This is a genomic window from Nocardia sp. NPDC127579 (assembly GCF_042672005.1).
Taxonomy (GTDB): domain Bacteria; phylum Actinomycetota; class Actinomycetes; order Mycobacteriales; family Mycobacteriaceae; genus Nocardia.
Genome location: NZ_JBHXVZ010000007.1, coordinates 1 through 25,199 on the forward strand (window position 1 = coordinate 1; position 25,199 = coordinate 25,199).

General features: G+C 67.0%; 17 protein-coding genes. 9 read left to right on the top strand and 8 right to left on the bottom strand.

The annotated features are described in order from the left end of the window. The coding region (locus tag ACFVMC_RS22900) for an amino acid adenylation domain-containing protein (protein WP_379213302.1) at positions 1 to 6,014 on the bottom strand (6,014 nt) is incomplete at its 3' end. A gap of 328 nt (positions 6,015 to 6,342) precedes the next feature. After that, positions 6,343 to 7,719 carry a hypothetical protein gene (locus tag ACFVMC_RS22905; protein ID WP_379213303.1) on the bottom strand — a complete coding sequence of 459 codons (1,377 nt, stop codon included), beginning with the start codon at positions 7,717 to 7,719 and terminating at the stop codon, positions 6,343 to 6,345. Positions 7,720 to 9,903: 2,184 nt separating this feature from the next. Between ACFVMC_RS22905 and ACFVMC_RS22910 the strand changes: the two genes are divergently transcribed. The 6 genes from ACFVMC_RS22910 (at position 9,904) to ACFVMC_RS22935 (ending at position 17,250) form a co-directional block, all read left to right on the top strand. After that, positions 9,904 to 14,394 carry a glycohydrolase toxin TNT-related protein gene (locus ACFVMC_RS22910; protein WP_379213305.1) on the top strand — a complete coding sequence of 1,497 codons (4,491 nt, stop codon included), beginning with the start codon at positions 9,904 to 9,906 and terminating at the stop codon, positions 14,392 to 14,394. A 10-nt stretch (positions 14,395 to 14,404) separates the two neighbouring features. Beyond that, entirely contained in the window at positions 14,405 to 14,875 is a 471-nt protein-coding gene (locus ACFVMC_RS22915; protein WP_379213307.1) for a hypothetical protein, read from the top strand. A 16-nt stretch (positions 14,876 to 14,891) separates the two neighbouring features. Next, positions 14,892 to 15,707 (top strand): hypothetical protein, encoded by an 816-nt coding sequence (locus ACFVMC_RS22920; RefSeq protein ID WP_379213309.1) that lies wholly within the window; start codon positions 14,892 to 14,894, stop codon positions 15,705 to 15,707. Between the two features lie 34 nt (positions 15,708 to 15,741). Then, positions 15,742 to 16,479 carry a TNT domain-containing protein gene (locus ACFVMC_RS22925; protein WP_379213311.1) on the top strand — a complete coding sequence of 246 codons (738 nt, stop codon included), beginning with the start codon at positions 15,742 to 15,744 and terminating at the stop codon, positions 16,477 to 16,479. After that, positions 16,476 to 16,766, top strand: coding sequence for a hypothetical protein (locus ACFVMC_RS22930; RefSeq protein ID WP_379213313.1), 291 nt, complete (start codon positions 16,476 to 16,478; stop codon positions 16,764 to 16,766). Before ACFVMC_RS22925 ends, ACFVMC_RS22930 begins: the two co-directional genes overlap by 4 nt. Before the next feature lie 106 nt (positions 16,767 to 16,872). Next, positions 16,873 to 17,250, top strand: coding sequence for a hypothetical protein (locus tag ACFVMC_RS22935; RefSeq protein WP_379213315.1), 378 nt, complete (start codon positions 16,873 to 16,875; stop codon positions 17,248 to 17,250). On the opposite strand, the gene cobM is transcribed toward ACFVMC_RS22935, so the two are convergent. Continuing rightward, the gene (cobM, locus tag ACFVMC_RS22940; protein WP_379213316.1) at positions 17,241 to 17,990 is read right to left on the bottom strand and encodes a precorrin-4 C(11)-methyltransferase; all 750 of its coding nucleotides are present in this window, start codon (positions 17,988 to 17,990) and stop codon (positions 17,241 to 17,243) included. The two genes, ACFVMC_RS22935 and cobM, sit on opposite strands and share 10 nt — an antisense overlap. 30 nt (positions 17,991 to 18,020) lie before the next feature. Beyond that, the gene (locus ACFVMC_RS22945; RefSeq protein ID WP_379213317.1) at positions 18,021 to 18,446 is read right to left on the bottom strand and encodes a PPOX class F420-dependent oxidoreductase; all 426 of its coding nucleotides are present in this window, start codon (positions 18,444 to 18,446) and stop codon (positions 18,021 to 18,023) included. A 60-nt stretch (positions 18,447 to 18,506) separates the two neighbouring features. Between ACFVMC_RS22945 and ACFVMC_RS22950 the strand changes: the two genes are divergently transcribed. Next, positions 18,507 to 19,286, top strand: coding sequence for a DUF1460 domain-containing protein (locus ACFVMC_RS22950; RefSeq protein WP_379213319.1), 780 nt, complete (start codon positions 18,507 to 18,509; stop codon positions 19,284 to 19,286). Between the two features lies 1 nt (position 19,287). Here the strand turns inward: ACFVMC_RS22950 and ACFVMC_RS22955 are convergent, their stop codons facing one another. Both ACFVMC_RS22955 and ACFVMC_RS22960 read right to left on the bottom strand, forming a co-directional pair. Beyond that, the gene (locus ACFVMC_RS22955; RefSeq protein ID WP_379213321.1) at positions 19,288 to 19,905 is read right to left on the bottom strand and encodes a LuxR C-terminal-related transcriptional regulator; all 618 of its coding nucleotides are present in this window, start codon (positions 19,903 to 19,905) and stop codon (positions 19,288 to 19,290) included. Further along, positions 19,902 to 21,077 (bottom strand): sensor histidine kinase, encoded by a 1,176-nt coding sequence (locus ACFVMC_RS22960; RefSeq protein ID WP_379213323.1) that lies wholly within the window; start codon positions 21,075 to 21,077, stop codon positions 19,902 to 19,904. The genes ACFVMC_RS22955 and ACFVMC_RS22960 overlap by 4 nt, the downstream gene beginning before the upstream one ends. Before the next feature lie 130 nt (positions 21,078 to 21,207). Here ACFVMC_RS22960 and ACFVMC_RS22965 point away from each other — a divergent pair, with 130 nt between their 5' ends. Both ACFVMC_RS22965 and ACFVMC_RS22970 read left to right on the top strand, forming a co-directional pair. Next, positions 21,208 to 22,257, top strand: coding sequence for an ABC transporter permease (locus ACFVMC_RS22965; RefSeq protein ID WP_379213325.1), 1,050 nt, complete (start codon positions 21,208 to 21,210; stop codon positions 22,255 to 22,257). A gap of 53 nt (positions 22,258 to 22,310) precedes the next feature. After that, positions 22,311 to 23,036 carry an ABC transporter ATP-binding protein gene (locus tag ACFVMC_RS22970; RefSeq protein WP_379213327.1) on the top strand — a complete coding sequence of 242 codons (726 nt, stop codon included), beginning with the start codon at positions 22,311 to 22,313 and terminating at the stop codon, positions 23,034 to 23,036. 21 nt (positions 23,037 to 23,057) lie between these two features. Here ACFVMC_RS22970 and ACFVMC_RS22975 read toward each other — a convergent pair whose 3' ends face one another. Both ACFVMC_RS22975 and ACFVMC_RS22980 read right to left on the bottom strand, forming a co-directional pair. Further along, positions 23,058 to 24,173: a metallophosphoesterase gene (locus tag ACFVMC_RS22975; protein ID WP_379213328.1), complete on the bottom strand. Its 1,116-nt coding sequence runs from the start codon at positions 24,171 to 24,173 to the stop codon at positions 23,058 to 23,060. A 33-nt stretch (positions 24,174 to 24,206) separates the two neighbouring features. Continuing rightward, positions 24,207 to 25,133, bottom strand: coding sequence for a LysR family transcriptional regulator (locus ACFVMC_RS22980; protein ID WP_379213330.1), 927 nt, complete (start codon positions 25,131 to 25,133; stop codon positions 24,207 to 24,209). Between the last annotated feature and the right edge of the window lie 66 nt (positions 25,134 to 25,199).

Here is a 25,199-nt window from a genome sequence, read left to right on the forward strand (position 1 = left end):
GTCAACGGAACCTGATCGATCACCACGATCGACGACGGCACCATATAACTCGGCAACCGCCGCCCGAGATCAGCCGACAACTCGGCGACATCGATCAAACGGCCAGGCACGGCAACCACATACGAGACCAGGACGGTCACACCCGCGGTACCCGTGTGCCCGACCGTGACAGCGAAATCGACATCGGGATCGGCGGTCAGCGCCGCATCGATCTCCCCGAGCTCGATCCGGAAACCACGGACCTTCACCTGGAAATCGGACCGGCCCACATACTCGACCGTGCCCTCAGCGGTCCAGCGCACCACATCACCGGTGCGATACATCCGCTCACCATCGGCGAAAGGATTGGCCACGAACCGATCCGCGGTGAGCGCCGCGCGATCGAGATAACCGCGCGCGAGCTGAATACCCGACAGGTAGAGCTCACCGGCCACGCCCACCGGCACCGGCTGCAAACGGCTGTCCAGTACCAGGGCCTGCATACCGCGAATCGGAGCACCCACCGTCACGCGATCGCCCGGAGACAGCGCGTCACTGACGTTGCTGGCGATCGTGGCCTCGGTCGGACCGTAGGCATTGAAGAAGCGACGGCCATCCGCCGCGAACTTCGAGATCAGATCGGCGGACACCGCCTCGCCACCGGCGATCACCACGCGCAGACCGGCCAGCGCCGACGGATCCATCGACGCCAGCACCGACGGCGTCAACATCGCATGGGTAACCCGCTCGGCGCTGATCAGCTCGGCCAGTTCCGCACCGCCGTACACCCCGGGCGGCACCACGACCAGCGCGCCGCCTGCGCCGACAGCGAGCAGGAATTCGAGGATCGAAGCGTCGAAGCTCGGGGACGCGAAATGCAAAGCGCGAGTGAAACCATCGAGCCCATAACGCTCGTTCTGCTCCGCCCGGAAATTCGCCAGACCGGCATGAGTCACCACGACGCCCTTGGGACGACCGGTCGTACCGGAGGTGTAGATCACGTAGGCGGGATGCTGGGCTACCAGCGGGCGGGAACGATCCGAATCAGTAAGCGGCGCTTGGGAATAACCATCCACATCGAGCTCGTCGAGCACCACCCAATCCACCGAACCCGGCAACTGCGCACGCACCGACGACACCGTCACACCCACACGCGCACCCGAATCACCGAGCATGTACTCGACACGATCACCCGGCAGATCCGACGCCACCGGCAAGAACGCACCACCGGACTTCGCAATCGCCCACGTCGCCAGATACGACAACTCCGACCGCGGCACCGTCACCGCGACCACATCCTCGACACCCACACCACGCTCGATCAGCAACCGCGCCAAACGATTCGACCGAGCATCCACCTCCGCATACGACAGAGCTGTCCCCTCGAACACCACCGCCGGCGCACGCGGATCACCAGCCACCGCCTCGGCCAACAACTCCGGCAACGTCCGCACCGGCTCAGCAGCCACACCCACACGCGCCACCAACTCAGCACGCTCATCCACACGCAGAATATCGAGATCCCCGACCGCCACGACGGGATCGGCGACGATCCCCTCCAGCACGCGCACCCACCGTTCGGCGATGGCGGCGGCGGTCGACTCCTCGAACAAGTCTGTGGCGTAGGTCAATTCGAGCGTCCAGCCACCGGCCGGGGCTTCCGAGAGTACGAACTGTAGATCGAATCGCGCCAGATCGACCGTCAGTTCCTGGACGTCGACGCTCGACCCTTCCAGCTCCAGGCGCACCCGGTCCAGGTTCTGTACCGCGAGCATCACCTGGAACAACGGATGCCGAGCCTGCGAACGCGCCGGATTCAACACCTCCACCAAACGCTCGAACGGCACATCCGCATGCCCGAACGCCGCCAGATCCGTCTCCCGAACACGACCCAAGAACTCGGTAAACGACTCCCCACCATCAACCCGAGAACGCAACACCAACGTATTCACAAACATCCCGACCAAATCATCGAGAGCCTGCTCACCACGACCCGCAATCGGCGTACCGATCGCCACATCCTCAGAACCCGACAACCGCGACAACAACACCGCCAGCGCACCATGCAAAACCATGAACACCGACGCATTGTGCTGACGACTCAACACCACCAAACGCTGCTGAATCTCCGCCGAAACATCAACAGAAACCCGACCACCCCGGAAACTCGCCACCGGCGGACGCACCCGATCAACCGGCAACACCAACTCATCCGGCAAATCCGCCAACTGCGACACCCAATACCGAGTCTGCCCCGAAATCAACGACTCCGGATCATCCTCAGCACCCAACACCTCACGCTGCCACACCGTGAAGTCGCGGTAGTTGACGGCCAGCGGCGTCCAGTTCGGCGCCTGCCCGGCGGCTCGGGCCAGATAGGCCTGCGCCATGTCCTGCGCGAGCGGGCCGAAGGAGAAACCGTCCACGGCGATGTGATGGGTGACGACAGCGACCGCGTAGTCGTCGCTGCCGGCGATCTCGAAGATCCGGACCCGGATCGGCAGTTCCCGCGAGACGTCGAACCCGGCCTGCGCGAATTCGAGCAGATTCAAGCGCAGTTCGACCTCGTCGACGGTCTGCACCTCGACGTCGAGGTGCACCCGATCCATCGGCAGCACCTGCTGGTACCCGGTATCACCCCAGGTCGGGAAGATCGTGCGCAGCGACTGCTGCCGCTCGATCACATCCGACAGCGCGGCGATGCACGCGTCGATATCGATCGCGCCGTGCAGACGCATCACGAAGGGCAGGTTGTAGATCGGCACGGTCGGATCGAACTGGTTGAGGAACCACATCCGCTGCTGTGCCAGCGACAACGGCACCCGCTCCGGCTCGGCGACCGCGTACGCCACCAGCGGCGGCCGCGCCGCCTCGGACCCGCCCGCGGCCTCCGCCCGCGCGGCGATCCCGGCGACGGTCGGGGTCTCGAACAGCGCCCGCACACCCAGCCGGGTGCCGAATGCCGCCGCCACCCGGGCCATCACCTGGGTGGCCACCAGCGAGTTGCCGCCCAGGGCGAAGAAGTCGTCCTCGACGCCGACCATCGGCAGATTCAGCACATCGGCGAAGATCGCGGCGACGACCTGCTCGGCCTGCGTGCGCGGGGCTCGATAGCCCGCCAGGTCGGCCGCGAACACCGGCTCCGGCAACGCTTTACGATCCAGCTTTCCCGAAGTGTTCAACGGGAACGCATCCAGCACCACCACGGCCGCCGGCACCATGTACGCCGGCAGACGCTCCGCGCCGAACTGCGCCAACTCCGCCGAATCGACCGTCATCCCCGGCGCGGGAACCACATACGCCGCCAGCTGCTGACCGGTCGCGGTATCGACAACCAGCGCCGCCGCCTGCGACACCGCCGGATGCCGCAGCAGCACCGTCTCGATCTCGCCCAGCTCGATGCGCTGACCACGGAACTTCACCTGGAAGTCGGTACGCCCGATGTACTCCAGTACCCCGTCGGCGGTCCAGCGCACCAGGTCGCCGGTGCGGTACATGCGAGAACCGTTTCCGGACACCGGATTAGCGACGAAGCGGTCCGCTGACAGATCCGGGCGGCCACGATAGCCGCGGGCGAGCTGACGCCCACCCAGATACAACTCGCCCGGCGCGCCGATCGCGGCCGGACGCAGCCGCGAATCCAGCACGTAGACATCGACATTCCACTCCGGGATGCCGATCGGCACCGTGACCGTGTCGGCGGCGGTCGCCTCCCAGTAGGTGACCGAGACCGCGGCCTCGGTCGGGCCGTACAGGTTGTGCAACCCGGCGCTGGAGATGGCACGGAAACCGGCGGCGGTCTCCGGCGGCAAAGCCTCACCGATCACGTAAACCGCACGCAGCGTGGCACATTGGGCCTGGGTGGCGTGCGCGACGAACACCGTCAGCATGGACGGCACGAAGTCGGTGACCGTAACGCCGTGGCGCTCGATCATCTCCGCCACATACAGCGGGTCGCGGTGGCCGTCGGGGCTGGCGATCACCAGCTTGGCGCCGACCAGCAGCGGCAGGAAGTAACCCCACAGCGACACGTCGAAGGTGGTCGCGGTCTTCTGCAGGTAGACATCCGACGCCGTCAACCGGTACTCGTCGAGCATCCACAGCTCTTGGTTGACGATCGCGTGATGGGTGACCGCGACGCCCTTCGGGCGTCCGGTCGAACCCGAGGTATAGATGACGTAGGCGGTGTTGTCCGGGCGCAGCGGCGCCAGGCGATCCGCATCGGTCACCGGCGCGTCGGAATAGGCCGAGGTGTCCAGGGTGTCGATCGGCACCCGGGGCATCCGCTCGGGCAGCTCGAGCTCGTCGTAGGACAGGGTCAGCACGCACACCGGTGCGGCCGAGTCCAGGATGTAGGCGGTGCGCTCGGCCGGATGATCCGGATCGATCGGCACATACGCGCCACCGGCCCGCAGCACCGCATGCATGCCGATGACGAGCTCCAGCGAACGCCGCATGCCAAGGGCGACAAGCGATTCCGGGCCGACGCCGTCGGCGATCAGGAATCGCGCCAGCCGGTTGACCCGCGCGCCGAACTCGGCGTAGGTCAACTGCTCGCCCTCGAAATCGAGGGCGATATGGTCCGGCGTCAGCGGGATCTGCCAGTCCAGCAGCGCGGGCAGCGTGGTGACCGGCACCTCGTGCTCGGAGTCGTTCCACTCCACCAGGGTCAGTTCGCGCTCGTCCGCGGTGGTCACGGGCAGCGACCACACCGCCGCCTCGGCGTCGGCGGCCAGGAACCGGTCGAAGAACTCCAGGAAGCGGGTGTGCTGACGGTGCGCCTCGGCGTCGCTGTACAGATTCGGGTTGGTCTCGAAATCGATGTGGGACCGGTTGCCCGCCGACTGATAGAAGTTGACGCCCAGATCCTCGATGCTGCCCGTGGACAGCACATTCAGCTGCCCGACCATCGGGCCGAGCACCATCTCGTTCTGGAACAGCATGATGTTGACCCACGGACCGAAGAACTCCGTGGTCACCACGCCGTCGCCGGCCGCGTCGCGGCGGATGTCCTCGTGCCGGTACCGCTGATGCCGCAGCGCGCCCGACACCTCCACCGTCACCGCTTTGAGCAGTTCGGCCACCGTGGTCTCGTGGGCGACCCGCAGCCGCAGCGGCACGATATTCGACACCACGCCGCCCGAGCGGCGCATGGCCGCGGTGGTGCGGGCGGTCACCGGCAGGCTCAGGATGACGTCCTCGGCGCCGGTCAGCTGAGCCAGATAGGCGGCGAAACCGGCGATCAGCAGACCGGCCGGTGAATTGTCGTGGCGGGCGACGGCCGCGGCGAGCAGCGCGTCCTGCTCGGTGGTCAGCGCCGCGCTCGCGATGCCGTTCACCGGCGCGGGCGGCGCCGAGCGGCCCGCCAGGCTCGAGCCTTCTTCCAGGCCCTCGACCCGCTGCGCCCAATGCGCCCGGTCCGATTCGAATCGGGTGCTGTCACGGTAGGCGAGTTCCTGGTCGAACAGCGTGCGCAGCTCGGTGGCCTTGGCCGGCTTGACCTCGACACCGGTCACATTCGCGGTGTAGTGCTCGGCGATGCGGGTCATGAAGGTCATCGCGCCGAAACCGTCGAGCACGATGTGATGGGCACGCGAGTACCAGAACCAGTGGTCGTCGGCCAGGCGCAGCGCGGCCGCGCGAATCAGGCGGTCCTCGACGATGTCGAGCGGGCGGCTGTACTCGCGGCGCATCCACTCCTGCGCGGCGGCCTCCGGATCGGCCTCCGCACGCAGATCGATGTACTCGAGGGTGGCGTCCAGCGTCGGGTCGACCGTCTGCACCGGCTCACCCGCGCGCTCGACGATTCGGACAAAGCCCGAACCCAGCTCCAGGGCGGCGTCGTGGCTGGCGCGCTCCAGCGCGCCTACATCCAGATCGCCGCGCAGCTCGACATACTGGGCGATATTGATCGGCACCTGCGGATCGACGTGCTGGGCATACCAGATACCCAGCTGCGCGGGCGACAGTGGGAAGTACTCCACACCGAACTCGCTGTTCCCGCCCTCATCCAGCCGGTCCAACCGAAACCTCACTTCCGGAACACCACGCGAGCGCTCCCCGACGACACCCGGACAGGACGCTCACCTATCGAAGCGTGGCGCCCGCGTATCCAGGTTCAGTTCTCATCATCAATCAGGCACAAAAAAGTTCATTGGCACTATCTGTCCAACGTCGATCTCTCGTTACATGAGCGCGACCATGCCCACTACCCACCGACCGACACCGCCGGGACCCTCGCAATAGACCACCGAGACAATCTACCGTCGCCGCCCGCCTCGAACCAACCAAGATCCATAGCTTGAGTGCATCATCACTGGCAGGTCCCGCGGCTGGAGTTTGCTGGGGTTGCTGTAGGCGATCTCACAGCCGGTGAGATCGATGGAACCGAAGCGCGGGTGTGCGCGTCCAAGGGGACATAGGTATGTTTAGGCCCGGTCGACGGGTGGGTTCGAAGGGGAACTGCGGGTGGGGATCGAGATTCCGGACTCGTTGCAGTGGGTCGCCAAATATGTGGTCGGCGCCGGCGACTGGCCCGAAGGCGACGAGACCGCCATGCGCCGGGTCGAAGACGCCTGGACCACACTCGCCACCACACTCACCGACCTCGACGACGAAGCCACCCACGCCGTCGAACAGGCCATCAACCAACTCGACGGCAGCACCGGTCAAGCCTTCGCCGCGCACTGGACCAAACTCGGCGGCGGCCAAGGCGCCTTCGACGGCCTGATCAAAACCATCGAGACCCTCGCCGACGAAATCGGGGACGGCGCCGCCGACATCGAGCACACCAAGCTCGTCATCATCGCGTCGCTGGTCATCTTCGCCATCGAAATGGCTGTCGCCCTGGCCGAAATGGCCACCGGTGTCGGTGCGCCCGCCGGCGCCGCCACCGCCGCCGCGGCCCAGGTCGCCACCCGCATCGCCATCCGGGTCGCGTTGAAGGCGCTGCTGAAACGGATCCTTTCGAAGGCCGCGCTCAAAGCCGCCGCCCGCGCAGCCCTCAAAGGCGCCTGGTCGGCCGTGCTCGAGGAAGGCTTCCTCGAGATCGGCCTGAAACTCGCCCAGGTCGCCGCGGGCAACCGCGACGCGCTCAGTAAAGAGGAATGGCTCGAATCCGGCGCCACCATCGCCGCCGCGGCCGCCGCCGGCGCCACCGAAGGCGCCCTGACCTCCGGCTCCGGCAACCCGAACAGCAGCAAACTCTCGTCCGCGTTGAAAGACGGCGCCCAGGAGGTCGGCGCCGGCCTGGCCGGTGAAGTCGCCGCGGCCGCCACCACCGCCGCACTCACCGACCAGGAATTCAACCTCGGTGACGTACTCACGCTGGACACCCTCACCTCGTCGGTAGCCGGGGCCGGGCAGAGTGCGCTGGAGAACGGGGGGAACAACACCAACCCCGCGTCCACGGATCCTGGTGGGAGCAATGACGGCGACGGGACTCCCGCCAACGGGGATGGGGACGGGGACGGAACCCCCGCGAACCAGAACCCGAACAACCAGGAGAACCCCACCACCCCGGCCAACACGAATCCGTCCGACAACCCGACCACCCCGGCCAACACGAACCCGTCCGACAACCCGACCACACCGGCAAATACGAACCCGTCGAACCCGGACACGACCAACCCCACCACTCCGGGAGCTGAAAACCCGACGACCCCGGCCAACACGAACCCGTCGGACAACAACCCGGGTACAACAAATCCCAGCAATGGGGACAACCAGCCGCAGAGTCAACAGCCCGCCCAGCAGAACCCCGACACGCAACCGGCACAACAGAATCCCAGCCAGCCCGCCGACACCCAACCCACCGGGCAGAACCCCGCACAACAGGCCCCCGCCGACACCCAGCCGAATTCACCGTCCCAACCGGCCGATACGCAGCCCAGCCAGCAGCAACCGGCACAGCAGCAACCGGCACAGCAGTCGCCCAACCAACCATCCGACACACAACCGACAAACCAGAATCCAGCACAGCAGGCACCGTCGGATACACAGCCCAACCAGCAGCAGCCGACGCAGCCCTCCGAAACTCAGCCGACGCAGCAGAACCCGGCCCAACAATCGCCGAGCCAGCCCGGCGACACCCAGCCGAACCAGCAACAACCCGCCCAGCCCTCCAGCGCTCAGCCGAGCCAGCAACAACCCGCGCAGCAATCCCCGAGTCAGCCGAGCACTCAGCAGCCGAACCAGCAGTCCCCGGAGAGCCAACCGGCGCAGCAGAACCCGGCTCAACAGCAGCCGCAGTCGACCACTCCCCAGCAGGGCCAGCCGACCACCCCGCAGCAGCCTGCCTCCCAAAACCCCGCCCCCACCACCCAGAACCCCAGCGGCACCCAAGCTCCCGCAGCCCAGAACCCCACGCAAGCGCAACCGAACACAGAATCCCCCGGCACCCAAAACCCGTCTCCCACAACACCGTCCACACCCGGCACCACCTCACCCGCATCCACCACAACCGCCCCGGCGTCCACCGCCACCGCCCCGGCCGGCACCGCCACACTCACCCCGCCCACCACCACACCTCAGGCGGACACCCCCCGGTCCGCCGCCGCCCCGAACGTCGGCGACCCCACCACCGCGGCACCCAACGCCGCCCAGAACCCGGCCGCCGCCCGCGCGGATCAAAACCCGTCATCAGCAGCCCGACCGAACTCTGATCCCCGAAGCCCCGGCCAAACCCCGGCTACCGCAACACGCCCCGATACAACTCCACCCCGGCCCGACCAAACCCCAGCCACCGCAACACGCCCCGATACAACTCCACCCCGGCCCGACCAAAACCCGCCCACTGCAACGCGTCCCGATACGGCTCGGCCTGGGCCCGGCCAAAACCACTCCTCTTCCACGCGACCCGACACCGATCCGACTCGCGCGAACCAAACCCAATCTGCTGCAACGCGTCCCGATACGGCCACCACGCGCACTGATCAAAACCCGACTTCCGCGACGCGGTCCGACGCGGGGCCCTCCCGTTCGGATCAAGACCCTCGGTCGTCAGCGCCGAATGCGGATCCACGGTCCAACCAGCCCTTCTCGTCCGCGCCGCGGCCCGACAGCGCCCCATCGCGTCCGAGTGACAGTCCACGGCAGTCGGCATCCACACCGGCCGACCCCGACGGCTCCCGCTCGAACCGGCCGGATCGCAGCGCGCCAACCCCTCAGCGCCCCCGCCGTTTCGAGGACCAGAACTTCGGCAACCTCCCCGACACCCGGGCCCCCGAGTCGACCGCCCCCACCCGCACCCCCTCGAATCCGGCTACCCGCAACGACAACTCGACCCCACCACAGTCCGCTCAACCGAACCCCGACCGCACCACCCCCGCCAACACCCGCACCGGACAGGAGTTCCGCGACTGGCTAGCCCAGAAACAACGCCAGTCCAACCCCTTCTCCACCCCGTGGAACGCCGACGCCGTCGATCCGTCCACCCGCCCCCAGCAGCAATCACCGACCACCGATCCGAACTCCCCCTCGCGACTACCGCAACAGCTCCCCACTTCGCAGCAGCCACAGCCCGGTCGCCAAACACCCGCCACCACACAGCCTTCGGCCGACCAGCGCCCACACACCAGCCAGCCCCAATCTCCTTCCGGCTCACACCAATCCCCGACCAGCCAGCCGAAATCGCCCACACACCAGTCACAACCGCAGTCCGGCCGCCCCACCACACCGGCGAACCAACCACAGCCACCGGCGGACCAGACCAAAACGCCCACCAACCAGCCACAATCCGGCCAACCCACCACACCAGCGAACCAACCACAATCACCGGCAGACCAGACCAAAACGCCCACCAACCAGCCACAATCCGGCCAACCCACCACACCAGCGAACCAACCACAATCACCGGCAGACCAGACCAAATCGCCCACCAACCAGGCGCAATCCGGCCAACCCACTTCACCGGCCGGACAACCCGTGTCCTCGGCCGACCAGCAGCAGTCCGCATCGCCAGCGGGCCAGCAGCAATCACCGGCGGACCAAACCCGGTCGCCCTCTGATCAGCCGCCCACCGCGGACACGCCGCCGAGCGACACCCCGCCCCCGAATACTCATCACACCGCGACCAGCACCAGCATCGGCGACGACCCGGCCACCCGGCGCGTCTCCCGAAACCTCCGCAACGAAGGCCACTTCGACGTCGTCTTCCACGCCGACACCAACGGCCGCCCGCTCAACAACCTCACCGAACAGCAGATCGCCGCCGCCATCCGCGCCAACCCCAACTTCACCCCCGGCACCCCCATCCGCCTGGTCGCCTGCAACGCCGGCAACAACCCCGACCTGGCCCAGCGACTAGCCAACGAACTCGGCTCCCCTGTCCACGCGGCTACCGACGCCGTCGGAGTCCCCGCCCGCCCCGACTCCCCCGCCCACATCCGCAACAACGGCACCTGGCAAACCCATACCCCCCAAACCTCCTCCACCCCAACGACATCCCCCCAACCCTCACCGAACCTCACCGCACCGAGTAACGAACAGCCCACCGACAACAGCCCTGTCGATCTCATGGGCGACACCCCACCCCAAGACGATTCCGATCCCGACGCGGGCAATCCGGATCCAGATCAGGTGGGCGAGAACAAGAAACGCCCGGATTCGGAAAAGCCCAGCGACAGCGATCCGGCCCGAGAGGGCACGAAACAACGCGACTCCGACGATTCGGACCCGGGCAAGCGCGAAGACGACTCGGCCGACGACAACTCGACAGCCGATGACACCGGCAAGGACGATTCCGGCGACGACTCGGCAGTCGACGACGAGGCCGACTCGAAGCAGCCGGATCCGAACAACCCGGGCTACTACACCGATGGCACCACGATCCCGACGGACAGCCTCGTCCATCCCGATATGGACGCCAGCGAACTCCAGCGTCTGCAAGCTATCGAGGAGAGTCTCAACAACGCGGTCGACGAATACAAAAGGAACCACAACGGCGATTTCCCACCCGCCGCGCCGGGTGTCGGCCGCGGCGATCCGGCGGTCGAAGCCCTCATCCCGTCCGGCTACGACCCGTGCCACGGCGTCGACCTCGACGAACGAATCAAGCAGCTCACCAAACCGAACGGCAAGCTGGATTGGGCCGACCCCGACACATATCCCGAGGGTTTCGCCGACCCGAGCGCTCGCGAGCCGGTCGTGCTCCCGCCCGGCGAAATCATCGACCGGTTCGGAGGCGACCACGGCAGATTCACTTCTCCGCCGGGTGTCTCCTATCCTGAGCGCGCCCTCCCACCCACCAATCTCGAAGGTGAGCAGTACCACCAATACGAGGTGATCAGACCGCTCCCGGTATGGATGGGCGAAATCGCGCCTCAGATGGGCGAACCGGGCCTGGGTAGCCAGCACTATCTCCCGGTTCCGGTGCGCGCCCTCATCGAGGGCGGCTACCTCCGCGAGGTTCCGCCGATGCCCCGGGACACCAGCGATACCTCGGACACCCCGCCGACCAGCTCGCCCACTCCGCCCACCCCAGCTGCGGCAAGCATCGACCGACCTGCCGACACCACGCCTACCAGCCCAACGACGAATGCTCCGGCGGGCACGTCGGGCCCAGAGGTTCAGGCGAGCACAGCTCCCACTGCGAATCCCTCTCCCGCAAACGATCCGGGCATCGGCAACCTGTCGAACACAAGCCCCTCGAGCCCGGCGTCGACGGACAACGCTCCCTCGTCCAAGCCGACAACGTCTCCCACAGACACCGCACCGGTCGATCCGAAGACCGACGTTCGGCCGACACCGGCCACCGACCCGACGACACCCGACGGATCCCGCCCGGCCGATGCCGCCGCGTCCGAGGCGCCAACCAGCACCCCGCACGACGACGACTCCTCAACCACGGCACCGCGGAATCCGACGTCGACGGACTCGGCCCCAGCAGCCGATGCGGCTTCACCGCCCCCCGCCGATCCATCGCGCGCCGAGCAGCCGACCACAGCGGCAGACCCGACGACGGCCGACCCGACGCGCCAAACCGACCCAGCTGCCGCGGTCAAGAACCCGGAGCCCTCTTCACCCGGCGACACCGCGTCGCCGGTGGCCGCCCATTCTCCCGCAAGCCCGACAACCAACCCCTCCGGCACCGAGCCGACCGCAAGTCAAAACGCCTCCACCCCAACGACACCGGCCGGGTCGCCACAGGCCGGCTCGCCCACTACACCCGCGGCGACCGCCCCCATCGGCGGCCCACCTCGCACCGATCAGCCGCTCGCTCAAACATCGTCGACGGCAGCAGAGTCCAGCCCCGCCAACACCCGCTCCGCTGAAGGCACGACGAGCACCGACAAACCTTCCGCTCCGGAATCGCCCCGTCCCACTCCACCCCCGAACACCCACCACACCCCGACAAGCACGAGTATCGGCGACGATCCAGCCACGCACCGGGTTCGCGAAAACCTCCGCAACGAAGGCCATTTCGACGTAATCCTGCACGCCGACGCCAACGGCCGCCCGCTCGGCGGCCTCACCGAACAACAGATCATCGACGCCATCCGCTCCAACCCGAACTACAAGCCGGGCACACCGATTCGCCTCGTCGCGTGCAACGCCGCCAACAACCCGGAACTCGCCCAGCGACTAGCCAACGAACTCGGCTCCCCGGTCACAGTCCCCACCAACGCGGTCGGCACCCCCAACAAGCCCGACTCCCCGGCCCACGTCCGCGACGGTGGCACCTGGACCACCCACCACCCCACCCGCCCCGACGGCACCACACCCCCACCCACCACCGGAATCCCCCAGTCCCCCAACAACACCGACCCGACGACACCCATCGATTACATGGGGGACGACGAACCAGCGACCTCCACCCCACCTGCCGAGGACCCCCCGGCAAGTGATTCGGAAAGCGACAGTGAATCCGACCGACCAAAACGTCCGGGCAACGAGGTCGGCAGCGGGCAATGGACTGTGCCGGCCGACGCTCGGACGGTGCCGACGATGCAGGTCGGGCCGGGTGACCGATTCGCAGACCGTACCGATCTGCCTGCGAATGCCCGAATTCCCGTCGTGGACTCGGCGGGACGGCCCTATGGAACGTTCTATACCGACAGCTCCGGCAGAATCACCCGTGCCGAGCTTCAGATCCCGAACACTCGCGTGCACCCGGGCAAGCAAGCGGCAGATCCAGACGCCTATCGGCCGGGACACCCGAACTTCGCGAGCAACGCGATCAACCGCGATATCTCCGAGCCACCACCCGGTGCCGTGGTGCGCTTGGTCTCCGACCATGGCGCGATCGTCCTGGACACCGACCAGAACGGTGCCTACGCCCGGGATATACCTTGGGATCCGGACGGGCAACTCCGTGAGCAGACGCCCGACCCCACATCGGAAAGCCCGGGCACCGACGACAATCCGATGAACGTCCACCGTCAATGGAACGAGACCGACCAGGTATGGGAGATGACGGTTCCCGCGGCGGGACATCCAGCCGGCGGATCGCTCGGTCAATACGACCGCACATCAGGTGAAGCGTTCGCTACCCGCGAACCACTACCCGCCAATACCCGCATCCAAGTCTTCGACCGGAATGGAAATCTGCACGGGATCTTCTGGACCGGGAGCGACGGTAGGGTGCAGCGGGTTCACACCTGGTCCGGCACCGACCCCGAAGCTTTGAATCCCGAACTGGGATCGAAGCAGTCCTACCAGTCGGACAGAGATGCCCACAAAGCAGCAGAGAAAGAACGTAAGAAAGAACACAGGACAGCAGAGAGAGAACGTAAGAAAGCACACAACGCAGCAGAGAGAGAACGAAAGAAGGAGGCCGCACGGACCGGCGAGACCTTTGAACCGAGGCCATTCGAACCGAAGTCCTTCGAGCCGGAAGACTTCCGGCTGCGCACTCCTATTCCCGGCGTCGAGTACGGTGCCGACCGCGAGGACCGCTTTCCGAATGCGGTCGGCAAAACGCCACAGTTCATTGCTCGCGTCGGCATCGAAGGAACAGACGTAACACATTGCCGCCCCGATACGACCGCCGTCGTCGACCGCAGCGATTACTTGCAGCAGAAATCGGGAGATATAGGCCGGAAGGAGTACCCCGAGACCACTGCGGGCGAGTTCGCGCTGTTCGCGGGCGGCCACAAGCTCGCGAATAGTCTGGGCGGGCTCAGCGAGTTCCTGAACTACTACCCGCAGTGGGCGCCGGAGAACTCCGGGACCTGGCAGGACGGCGCCAACCACTGGCAGTCCTGGTTCAGGATGGAGACGGATCTCACCGCTTTGCACGGCATGGACGGGGTCACGGTGAACAATCTGACCGTCTGGCCGATGCACGGCGACCCACCGACCGAGACACCCGTGGCTTTGGCCGTGATGTACGAGATCACGTTGGACGATCCGCCGCCACCTCGCACCACCTGTCATGCCCGCACTTTCCATAACCTGCCCAGTCAAGCAAGATGAGAGGATGGACATGGCAGCCGAAGCCGACGGCGACAACGGCTCCGTCGAGCAGCGCATCGCGGACCTGAAATCCGAGCTCTGCGAAATAGTTCTGGCTCAGATGGAGGATATGGGTCCCGATCTCGCATTCTTCGATTTGAAAGTGCTGATGACGAACCGGATCTCGGATATCGCGCTCACGGTGACCAACCGCGATGGCAGCGCACCGGCGTTGGCACCGGATGAACGCCTGGAACCGTTGTTTCGCGAACTCCGAGGGCTGCAGTACATTCCCGGCAAGGGTGCATGGTTCTCCGCGCTGGTCACGAACGACAGAGAAATGCGCATCATGCTGAAGGTCAATTATGATGTCGACCCGATGTGGTATCCCCCGCTGTCTGGTTCAGATTTCCGTGAAGACCTCGAGGCCTACCCGCGAGACGAAGGCTATATCCCGGACTGGCTGGCGGCAATAGTCATCGATACAGCCGACAGCGACTAAGGAATCGGCGCACAATATGACATATAAACCGTTCATATTCACCAACCTCGGTTTCAATGCCAAGCACGAATTGCTGAATATCGTCTGCGAGACGCTCTTTCACCAACTCCCGGCCGGCTGGGCTGCCGTAACGATCGACTACCGCCAGGTGGGTCATCACGTCGAGACGGTCAGCGTGGTACACACCATCGACCAGCGAATCGTTCCGATCGAAACCCCGACCGGAGCACGTGAGTTGTTCCCGGTGTTTCGCAACCTGATGAGCCGACCCCACGAAGGCACCTGGTACAGCCTGCGATTCCACTATGCCCGCATGGGCGAGTCTTCCATCGAAACCAACTGGACCGAGGACCCTTTCACCAAGCCGGTCCCCGCGCAGGCGTTCCTGGACGAGCAGAGGATTCAGTGGCTCGAAAAACTACCGGATTGGTTCCCCGGCCAAAGCCTGCGTAAGGCGAAGAGGTACGACCTCGATGAATGGGAAATGGAGGCGAACGAACGGGAGCCGTTGCCTGCCGCAGTCGCCGAACAGGTGGCCGCATATCTACGCGACGCACCGGTCGCACATACAGACGATGATCCCTGGATAGATCCGCTCGATCCCGAAGAGCCGGAGATAATTCCACCGAACTTCTACACGGACGGCACCTGGATCTGGACGGAAGACGTCCCCTTCCAGTTGCGCGTGCGAAACATGAGTCCGGAGCCGGACTTTGTGGAACATATCGCGGCGAACAATTTTCGATTTCCCGACATCGATACCGACACCGTGCTGACCGCACGCCTGCAAGCTATCCAATGGATATATTCGGGACTCTCCGACACCGATTGAGGAAGATTCTCATGATCCGAGGGAGATACGAACTGTGAATTATGCCGAGTTGGAGCTGATACTCGACGGGCTGAAGATGCCCGAGACCGATCGCGGTATCGGCCGCTGGCGCGATGACGCCTTCTGCCTCATCGAGGAGGACGGCAGGTTCGAAGTCTTCTGGTACGAGCGCGGAAACAAGCATGACCGGTCCATCTACAAGAGCGAGGCCGCTGCCTGTTACGGATTCCTCGGCTTGGTCGGCGGAGCACTGCAAGGTACCCAGCGCCTGGATCCAGGGCGCGGCACACCCGGTTCTGTCGACGGACTGCCTGATTCGCATCCAGCGGTGCAGGCGCTGGTCGACACAGACATTTACGGCGGACTGAGTGAGCAGACCTGGATTCAGCAGTTCGTGAACCCCGAGGACGCGGGCGAGCCGGTCGGCAGGCGCAGGCTCGTTTGGCCCGACGGTAACCAGCACCCTGACGGATTCGCCTCACCCAGCGACCGCGCCCCGGCCCGGCTCGCGCCCGGCCGGATTGTCGACAGTTTCGGCACCACCTTCAGCAAATTGCTCTACGACAGCAGTACGCCGTTCAGCGCTCGCTCGCTTCCCGTCGACTATCTCCGGTCCGGTTACCGGCGCTGGAAGGTCAGGACGACGACGCCCGTGTGGGCGGGGCCGGTCGCACCATGGTTCGGTCAGCCCGGCGGCGGCGAACAATACTTCACCCTGATGCCGATCGTGGACCTGGTCGGTGCCGGATTCATCGAGGAGATCACGCTATGACATTCGGCGACGGTATTTTCGACGAGAAACCGGTCAGCCAACTCGGCAATTTCTCCAAGGTCCGCGTGCCCGAATCCCTTGTGTCCGAGGGGAAGCTCCAGGAGCAGTCCTGGTGCCTCATCGAGCTCCGCAACGGCTGGTGGGAGGTCTTCTACTACGAACGTGGCTCCCGTACAGAAGACCTCGGCCGCACCAACAACCGCCGCGCCGCCCTCCGCCTCCTCGGCGGCCGCCTGCTCTACACCGACATCCTCAACCGCGCCCCACGGCCCGCGGCCGACGACTGATCCGTCCGCACACGGCCAGGTCGAATTCGGCAGTTTTCTCCAGCACGGCGACACAGGTTCGGGCTGGTAGTTTCGACCCGAACGTAGGAAGTAAGAAGGGGATATCGTGCTGAGCACTGTGGGGATCTATCGGGAGATGTACCGGGGGAAAGAGGGGTTGCCGTCGTTGCGGCAGTCGCAGGCTACGCAGGCGCTGGCGGATCAGCGGGAGATCATCGAGTACATGCGGGCGGGGACGCCGGTTTTCGATGTGCTCGAGGATGTGCTGGATATCGTCGACAATGCGACGATGATTCCGAGCGGGCCGTCGCTGATCTCGGATGGGCACTGGATTTGGCGGGTGGATTCGATCCACTATCTGAGCACGTATCGGCTGGCGTTCCCGGACGCGTTCGTTCAGCATGTGCGGGCCGCCGATTACCGGCCGCCGGTCTCGCTGCCCGCCACCGACGAGTTCGACGCCGAGGTGCTCAGCTACTTCTGACGGGTGCGGGCGGGGTCGTAGAGATGGGACTGGGCGCATTCGAGGGCGGGCGCCAGCGCCCGCCCGATCAGAATGACGGCGGCCTGGCGTAATCCCGCGGCCTGCACCTGGTCGGCGATATCGGTGAGAGTGCCGCGCAGTACCCGCTGTTCGGGCTGGCTGGCCCGGTAGACGACCGCGACCGGGCAGTCCGGGCCGTAGTCGGCGGCGAGTTCGGCGGCGAGCGGGCGGATCCGGGTGATCGCCAGGTGCAGGACCAGTGACGCGCCGGTGCGCGCGAAATTCGCCAGATCCTCACCGGCGGGCATGGCGGTGGAGCGGGCCTGGGTGCGGGTGAGCACGACCGACTGAACCAGTTCGGGAACGGTCAACTCGGTACCGAGCAGCGCGGCCGCGGCGGCATAGGCGGGCACGCCCGGCGTGACATCCCACGGCACGCCGTGCGCGTCGAGCCGCCGTGTCTGCTCGGTGAGCGCGGAATACAGCGACGGATCACCGGAGCACAGCCGCGCCACCTCGTGCCCGGCCCGGTGCGCGCGCACCAGGTGTTCGGTGATCTGGTCGATGTCCAGGTGCTGGGTGTCGATCAGCTCGGTGCCTGGCGCGCAGTGCGCGAGCACTTCCGGGTCCAGGTAGGTGCCCGCGTACAGGCAGACGTGGGCGGCGCGCAGCAGGTCGACCGCGCGCACGGTCAGCAGGTCCGCGGCGCCCGGCCCGGCCCCGATGAAGTGCACGGTCATGCCGGGAGTCTATGCGGGCCGCGTCCGCGGCTAGGCGGTGGCGTCGAAGGACGCGATGACCTTGGTGGGATGCACCCGGACGACGAGTTCACCGGGCACGCCGTTGCGCTTACCGAACTCCTCGGCGCGGTCGGCCCCCATGTAGCGGCCGCCGAGTTCGGTGGCGGTGCGCAGGAGTTCGGCCGGGTCCTCGGACAGGGTGACGGTGCCCTGGATCTGCACCGACGCGTAGGGCGGCCCCTCCAGGTCGACGCATACGGCGATGCGACCGTCGCGCGCGAACGCCTTGCCCTTGGCGGTGTTCTTGCCGGTGTTGAAGACCAGGGTGTCGTTTTCGACGAGGAACCAGACCGGCGTGACGACGGGGCGGCCGTCGGCGGCGACGAAAGCGACTTTGCCGGTACGGGTGCCGTGGTTGAGGAACTCACGCACCTGGGGATCCGAGAGGGAGGCCATGGTCGATGAGGTTACGGGCTACCGTGGGTGTCGGCCCGGCACCAACCAGAGGGAGGCGTTTTGCGCAGCGTACTGCTGATCCTGGCGGCACTTGTCGCGGTGCTCGCGCCGTCGGCGCAGGCCACGCCCGCCGTGGACGACTACACGGCGCACAGGATCGATGAGCTGCTGACACTGCGGAACGAACGGCCCCGGAGCACGGGCGAACTGCTCGACGTGCTGTCGAGCCGGTTCCTCGGCACGCCGTACGGGGCGAACATGCTGATCGGTTCGCCGACCCGTCCCGAGGAGCTGGTGGTCGATTTCCGGCGGGTGGATTGCTTCACCTATCTCGACTACGTCCAGGCATTGAGCCGATCCGCGACCAGCGCCGAGTTCACCGCCAATCTCATCGAAACACGTTATGCCGCAGGCACTGTCGACTATCAGAAACGCAAGCACTTCTTCACCGACTGGGCGGCCGCGCCGCGCGTGGCCGCCACCGACATCACCGGCGCGCTCAGCCCGCACGCCGTGCCGGTCACCAAACGATTGAACGCCAAAGCCGATGGTGGACAATACCTTCCAGGTATCCCGGTGGTGGATCGGCCGATGACCTACATCCCGGCCGCCGCGGTGGACGAGGCATTCGTCGCCAAGTTGCGCACCGGCGACTATCTCGGGGCGTACACCGACCAGGCCGGACTGGACGTGACCCACGTCGGCATCTTCGTCATGACGCCGAACGGCCCCGTTTTCCGCAACGCGTCCTCGCTCGAGGCGAACAACCAGGTCGTCGACTCGCCGCTCTACGATTACGCCCGCACCGTGCCCGGACTGATCGTGCTACGCCCGCTGTAGCTCAGATCGCGCCTTGCTCGCGAGCCCTGGCCACGGCCGAAGTACGCGAGCGCACACCGAGTTTCGCGTAGATGTGCACCAGGTGCGATTTCACGGTGGTCTCGCTGAGGAACAGATCCTTGGCGATCTCACGATTGGATCGGCCGTCGGCGACCAGCCGCAGCACCTCGATCTCACGCGGGCTGAGGGTGGTGTCGGCGCGACGCACGCGGGTCATCAGTTTCGAGGCCACGGCGGGTGAGAGCACGCTCTCCCCTGCCGCCGCCGAGCGCACGGCGGCGAGCAGTTCGGGCGGCGGGGTGTCCTTGAGGATGTAACCGCAGGCGCCCGCCTCGATCGCCCCGAGGATATCGGCGTCGGTGTCATAGTTGGTGACCACCAGAACATTCGGCGGTTGCGGGAGGGCGCGCAGTTCGGTGGTCGCGTCGACGCCGGAGCGGCCGGGGCCGAAGCTGAGATCCATCAGCACCAGATCGACCGGCGTGGTGGCGCAGAACGCGACGGCGGCCTCGGCGGAGGGCACGTCACCGAGCACCGAGATATCGCCGCTGCCCTCGAGCAGAGCACGCAGACCGGCGCGCACGATGGCGTGGTCATCGGCCAGCAGCAGGCGGATCATGCGCCGACCTCCGCCGAATCCTGCTGCACCGCACCCTGTTCCAGCGGGAACGACACGGTGACCGCCGTGTGCCCCGGCTCGGATTCGACCGCGAAGGTGCCGCCCTGCTGCTCGACGCGCGAGCGCATGGCGGCCAGCCCGAACGACCCGGTCGGCGCGGCCGCGAGCACGGCCGGTTCGATGCCGACCCCGTTGTCGACCACATCGAGGAATACCTCGTCGTCGGAATAGGTGAGCGTGAGCCGTAATCGGTCGGCGTGTGCGTGCCGGACGACGTTGGAGACCGCGCCCTGCGCGATCCGGACCAGCGCCGCCTCCACCGGCATCGGCAGGCGTTCGGGTGTCCCTTCGACCACGAGCTGGGACGTGACCCCCTCGGCCCGATGACAAATGCGTTCCAACGCTTGAGCAAGCGATTGCCCGTCCAGGGCAGCCGGGGCCAATTCGGCGATCAGCCTGCGGGTTTCGGCCAGGTTCTCCGCCGCGGTTTCGCGAGCCAGCCGAATCTGTTGCAGAGCAGGATGTTCCGGCGACGACTGTTCGGCGGCATGCAGCAGCAGCTGAATGCTGCTCAACCCCTGCGCGACCGTGTCGTGGATCTCCTGCGCCAACCGCTCCCGCTCGGCGAGCTTGCCGGCCGTGCGTTCCTTTTCGGCGAGCGTCTCGCGGGTACTGATCAACTCGTCGATCAGCCGCTGCCGTTCGGCCGACTCGCGGAACAGCGCCTGATAGCCGAGCGCAATTCCGACGGCGACGGCCGCGCCGATCACCGGTCCGATCACGCCGCCCACCGACCAGCCGCGCTGGAATCCGAACCCGGCGACCGCGACCGCGGTCGCCGCGATCACGGCCAGCAGGCTCCACGGCCGGGGCAGCAGATGCAGGTAGAGGAAGAACAGGCCGAAGGCGAGATAGCCGGCGTCGGGCGCGAGCGGGACCAGGCACAGCCACAGCAGCGTGAGCAGGCCGAGCCAGGGCACGATCGCGCGGCCGACCTGCGCGCCCGCGAAATAGGTGACCAGGAAGGCGGCCACAAGCACCAGCACCGGAATCGGATGGTCGGCCTCCGGCAGCAGCGCGCGTACCGCGGTGACCGCCGCCAGCGCCGTCACCAGCACATGCAGGCCCAGCCGCAGCGCGGTGAAGACAGGGGTGAGCGGCGACGAGTGCACCCTGTCAGCTTATGTGCGGCTATTCGGATGGCATCCACCGAAAGACGTAAACGGGCCGCCAACCTTCGATCGGGGCGGGTTCGTTCCCGCGCGCGATGGCCGCGCGCCCGCAGCGCGCGAGGGTAGAGGCATGTTCGTCGCACTGAGGGATCTGCGGGCCGCCCGCGGCCGATTCGCCCTGATCACACTGGTTGTCACGTTGGTCGCCGTGCTGGTCAGTTTTCTCGGCGGGCTCACCGCCGGGCTGGCGCACCAGAACATCTCCGCCATCGAGCGGCTGTCGGCGGATCGGCTGGTGTTCGCCGACACCGGCGCGGAGCCGTCGTTCGACGGCTCGGCGCTGACGCCGGATCAGCTCGCGATCTGGCAACGCGCCGGTGGCACCGTGGAGCCGGTGGGGATCAGCCGCGCCGAAGCCGATCGGGCCGGGGCGCCGCCCGCCCGGGTCGCCGTGTTCGGGGCCACGGCCGCGACGGTCGGCAATCGTGCGGCAACCGAGGCCGGGACGGTCGTGCTGAGCGCGGGCGCGAGCAAGGACCTGCAAGCCGCCGCGGGCGACCGGCTCGAGATCGGCGGCCACACCTTCACGGTGCGGGCCGTCGAGGGCGACGACTGGTACAGCCACACCCCGGTCGTCTGGCTGACGCCCGCCGACTGGCAGACCGTGAGCCCGCGCGGTGGTGTGGCGACCGTGCTCGCGGTCTCGGGCGGCACCGACTACGACACGGCGAACGCGGCCGCGCACACCACCACGACCACCGCCTCTGGCGCGCTGTCCGCGCTGGCCTCCTACCAAGCCGAGAACGGCTCGCTCACCCTGATGACGGTGCTGCTGTTCCTCATCTCGGCGCTGGTGATCGGTGCGTTCTTCACGGTGTGGACCGTGCAGCGCAGGCCCGACATCGCCACCCTGAAAGCCCTGGGCGCGACCACCGGTTCGCTGGTCCGCGACGCGCTCGGACAGGCCGCGATCGTGCTCGCCGCGGGTGTCAGCGCCGGGCTCGGAATCACCGTTACCGCAGCCACTTTCCTGGGTGACGCGCTGCCGTTCGTGCTCAGCCCGGCCACCACCCTGCTGCCCGCCGCCGCGCTGATCGCCCTGGGATTGTTCGGCGCGGCCTTCGCCCTGCGCTTCCTGTTCACCACCGACCCGCTGACCGCGCTCGGCGCCAGTCGCTGAGCGGCCGTACGCGAACCTTGAAGCATCGACCCCACAACGCCCTGGAGAACGAGATGACCGCCCTCACCGTCGGCAACGTCACCCTCACCTACCCCGACGGCTCCGACCGTGTCACCGCCTTGAATCGCGTCGATCTGAGCGTCCGTGGCGGCGAGATCGCCGCCATCACCGGCCCTTCGGGCTCGGGTAAGTCGAGCCTGCTCGCCACGGTCGCCACGCTCATCCGCCCCGATTCCGGGCGCATCCTGCTCGAAACAGCGAGCGGCACCATCGATCTCGCCACACTGAGCCGTCGCGCGGCCGCCGGGGTTCGCCGCGCCGGTATCGGGATCGTGTTCCAGCAATCGAATCTGATTCCCGCTCTGACCGCGGTCGAGCAGTTGGAGGTGATGTCACACCTGGGCCGGCGCCGGCTCCCCGCTCCCGCCATGCGTCGCCGAACCCGTTCCAGGGCAATGGAACTACTCGAAGCGGTCGGCCTGGCCGACCAGTACGCCAAGCACCCCGCCCAGCTGTCCGGCGGTCAGCGGCAACGCGTCAATATCGCCCGTGCCCTGATGAACGACCCGACCTTGCTCGTCATCGACGAGCCGACCAGCGCCCTGGACACCGAACGCGGCTCCGCCATCATCGATCTCATCCTCGACATGTCCCGCACCCACCGCGCCGCCACCCTCCTGGTCACCCACGACCACACCCACCTGCACCGGATGAACGCCGTCTACACCATGACCGATGGGGTACTCACCCCCGCCCACACCGCCACCGCCGCCGCCTGAACCCGAAAGGCCGGTGCGTACTTATTCGGGACGGAGTACCAGGACAGTGATCTCACTCGGCGCGAACACGCGCAACTGCGGTCCCCAGAAGCCGGTCCCCCGGCTCGTGTACAGCTGTGTCCCCCCGTGCCACGACAATCCGGCGACGACCGGCTGCTCCAACCGCACCAGATAGTGGAACGGCCAGATCTGCCCGCCGTGCGTGTGGCCCGAGATCTGGAGCGCCACACCGGCCGCCGCGGCATCGGCCACCTGACGCGGCTGATGTGCGAGCAGGACCACCGGCGCATCGGGCGCGGCGCCGTCCAGCGCTGCCCGCAGATCCGGTCCGTGCCCGGGCAGGCCGGCGCCGGTGGGGTCGTCGATACCGGCGAGCACCAGCCGGTCCCCGCCGCGCGTGATGACCTCGTGCTGATTGCGCAACGGCTGCCAGCCGAGCCCGGCCATGTGCTCGATCCAGCCCGGCGCGTCGCCGAAGTATTCGTGATTCCCGGTGATGTAGAACCGCCCGAGCTCGGCTTCGACCTTGCCGAGCGGGTCGACCTGCGCATGTCGTTTCGCGACCGAGCCGTCCGCGAGATCACCGGCGTGACAGGCGATATCCGGTTGCAGCGAATTCACGACCTCGACCACCCGCTCCGACCAGCGCAGCCGGTTCAGCGCCGCGAAGTGGGTATCGGTGACCACGACCAGGCGCAGCCCGTCCAAGCCCGCGCCGAGTCCGCGGATCGGCACCTCGAGCGTGCGCACTCGCGGCACCCGTCGTGCTTCGAATACGCCGTAGGCCACCAGCGCCACGGTCACCGCAAGCACCGCGACCGCGACGATCCGGGCCCGCTCGTCCACTCCGGCGGCGGCCAGCCCGAAGCCGAGCACGGTGCCGATCGCCGACCAGCTGAACAGCACCCACAGCACCCCGAGCAGAGTGTCGCCGACAATGGACGCGGCATCCGATTGCGCGGGCCCGTGCCCGAGGAACATCGAGGCGGGCAGGGCCAGGTACGCGAGCAGGAACACCGCCGTCCCGATCCAGAACACGGCGCCGGAGCTGGTCGCGCCGATCAGCGTCCACCACGGTAGCGCGAGCAGCAGGGCGGGAATCGCCAGGAAAAGGGCGATGCGGGGCAGATACTTCACGACGATTCCTCACGACTGGCCGACCGCGCCAGGTTATACCTCGCGCGGCGTCATCCCCAGCAGCGCGTCGCGCTGCCCGCGCACCTGGGTGCAGAGGGCATCGACCAGAGCCGATACTTCCGGCCGCCGGAGTGTCTCCGAGCGTGTCACCAGCCAGTAGGTCAGCCGCACCGAGATCTGCGCGCGCAGCACCCGGGTGAGGTCGGGGTGCCGGTCGGCCATGAAGCACGGCAGCAGCCCGAGCCCGGCGGCGGCCCGGGTGGCCTCGACATGCACGAAGACATTGGTGGAGGTGATGGATTCGCGCATGGCCGTGGCGAAGCCCGCGGCCAGGTCCAGATCATCCACCTGGAGCATGGAGTCGATGAAGTAGACGAGCGGGTAGCGCGCGAGGTCGTCCAGGGTGTCCGGCGTGCCGTGCGCGCGCAGGTAGTCGCGGGCACCGTAGAGCCCGAGGCAGTAGTCGCCGAGCCGAATCGCCTTGGCGCGCAGCACCTGCGGTTCGCCGACCACGACCTCGATATCCATGCCCGTGCGCTGCTGGGAGGCACGCCGGGTCGCGGTGACGATCTCGACGGAGATACCGGGATGCCGTCGCTGCACCTCGGCGATGGCGGGCGCGGCGAGATAGGCGCTGAACCCGTCGGTGGCCGAGATCCGGACGACGCCCTCGAGTACCCGCGCCCCGGCCGCGCCGGGTGTCAGTGCCTTGATCGCGGACTCGACCGCCTCGGCCGCGACCAGCGCCTCTCGGCCCAGATCGGTCAGTTCCCAGCCGCCCGTCACCCGGGTCAGCACCCGCCCGCCCAGCGTTTCCTCGAGCGCGGCGATGCGCCGGGAGATGGTGGTGTGGTTGAGCCCGAGTTCGTCGGCGGCGGAGACGAACCGCCCCGAGCGGCCCACCGCGAGCAGGATCAGCAGATCGTCCGCGCTCGGACGCCGCGCGGCACCGGAAGTCATATCTGCATCATCGCAGACCCTAGCTGCACAACTGGGCATTGCGGGCGCGGTACATCTGCACGAATA

What these genes read in the sequence shown, in the direction of transcription:
- ACFVMC_RS22915 (WP_379213307.1), top strand. Translation starts at nt 14,405, where the DNA reads ATGGCAGCCGAAGCCGACGGCGACAACGGCTCCGTCGAGCAGCGCATC.
- ACFVMC_RS22945 (WP_379213317.1), bottom strand. Translation starts at nt 18,446, where the DNA reads ATGGCCTCCCTCTCGGATCCCCAGGTGCGTGAGTTCCTCAACCACGGC.
- ACFVMC_RS22955 (WP_379213321.1), bottom strand. Translation starts at nt 19,905, where the DNA reads ATGATCCGCCTGCTGCTGGCCGATGACCACGCCATCGTGCGCGCCGGT.
- ACFVMC_RS22920 (WP_379213309.1), top strand. Translation starts at nt 14,892, where the DNA reads ATGACATATAAACCGTTCATATTCACCAACCTCGGTTTCAATGCCAAG.
- ACFVMC_RS22965 (WP_379213325.1), top strand. Translation starts at nt 21,208, where the DNA reads ATGTTCGTCGCACTGAGGGATCTGCGGGCCGCCCGCGGCCGATTCGCC.
- cobM (WP_379213316.1), bottom strand. Translation starts at nt 17,990, where the DNA reads ATGACCGTGCACTTCATCGGGGCCGGGCCGGGCGCCGCGGACCTGCTG.
- ACFVMC_RS22970 (WP_379213327.1), top strand. Translation starts at nt 22,311, where the DNA reads ATGACCGCCCTCACCGTCGGCAACGTCACCCTCACCTACCCCGACGGC.
- ACFVMC_RS22980 (WP_379213330.1), bottom strand. Translation starts at nt 25,133, where the DNA reads ATGACTTCCGGTGCCGCGCGGCGTCCGAGCGCGGACGATCTGCTGATC.
- ACFVMC_RS22930 (WP_379213313.1), top strand. Translation starts at nt 16,476, where the DNA reads ATGACATTCGGCGACGGTATTTTCGACGAGAAACCGGTCAGCCAACTC.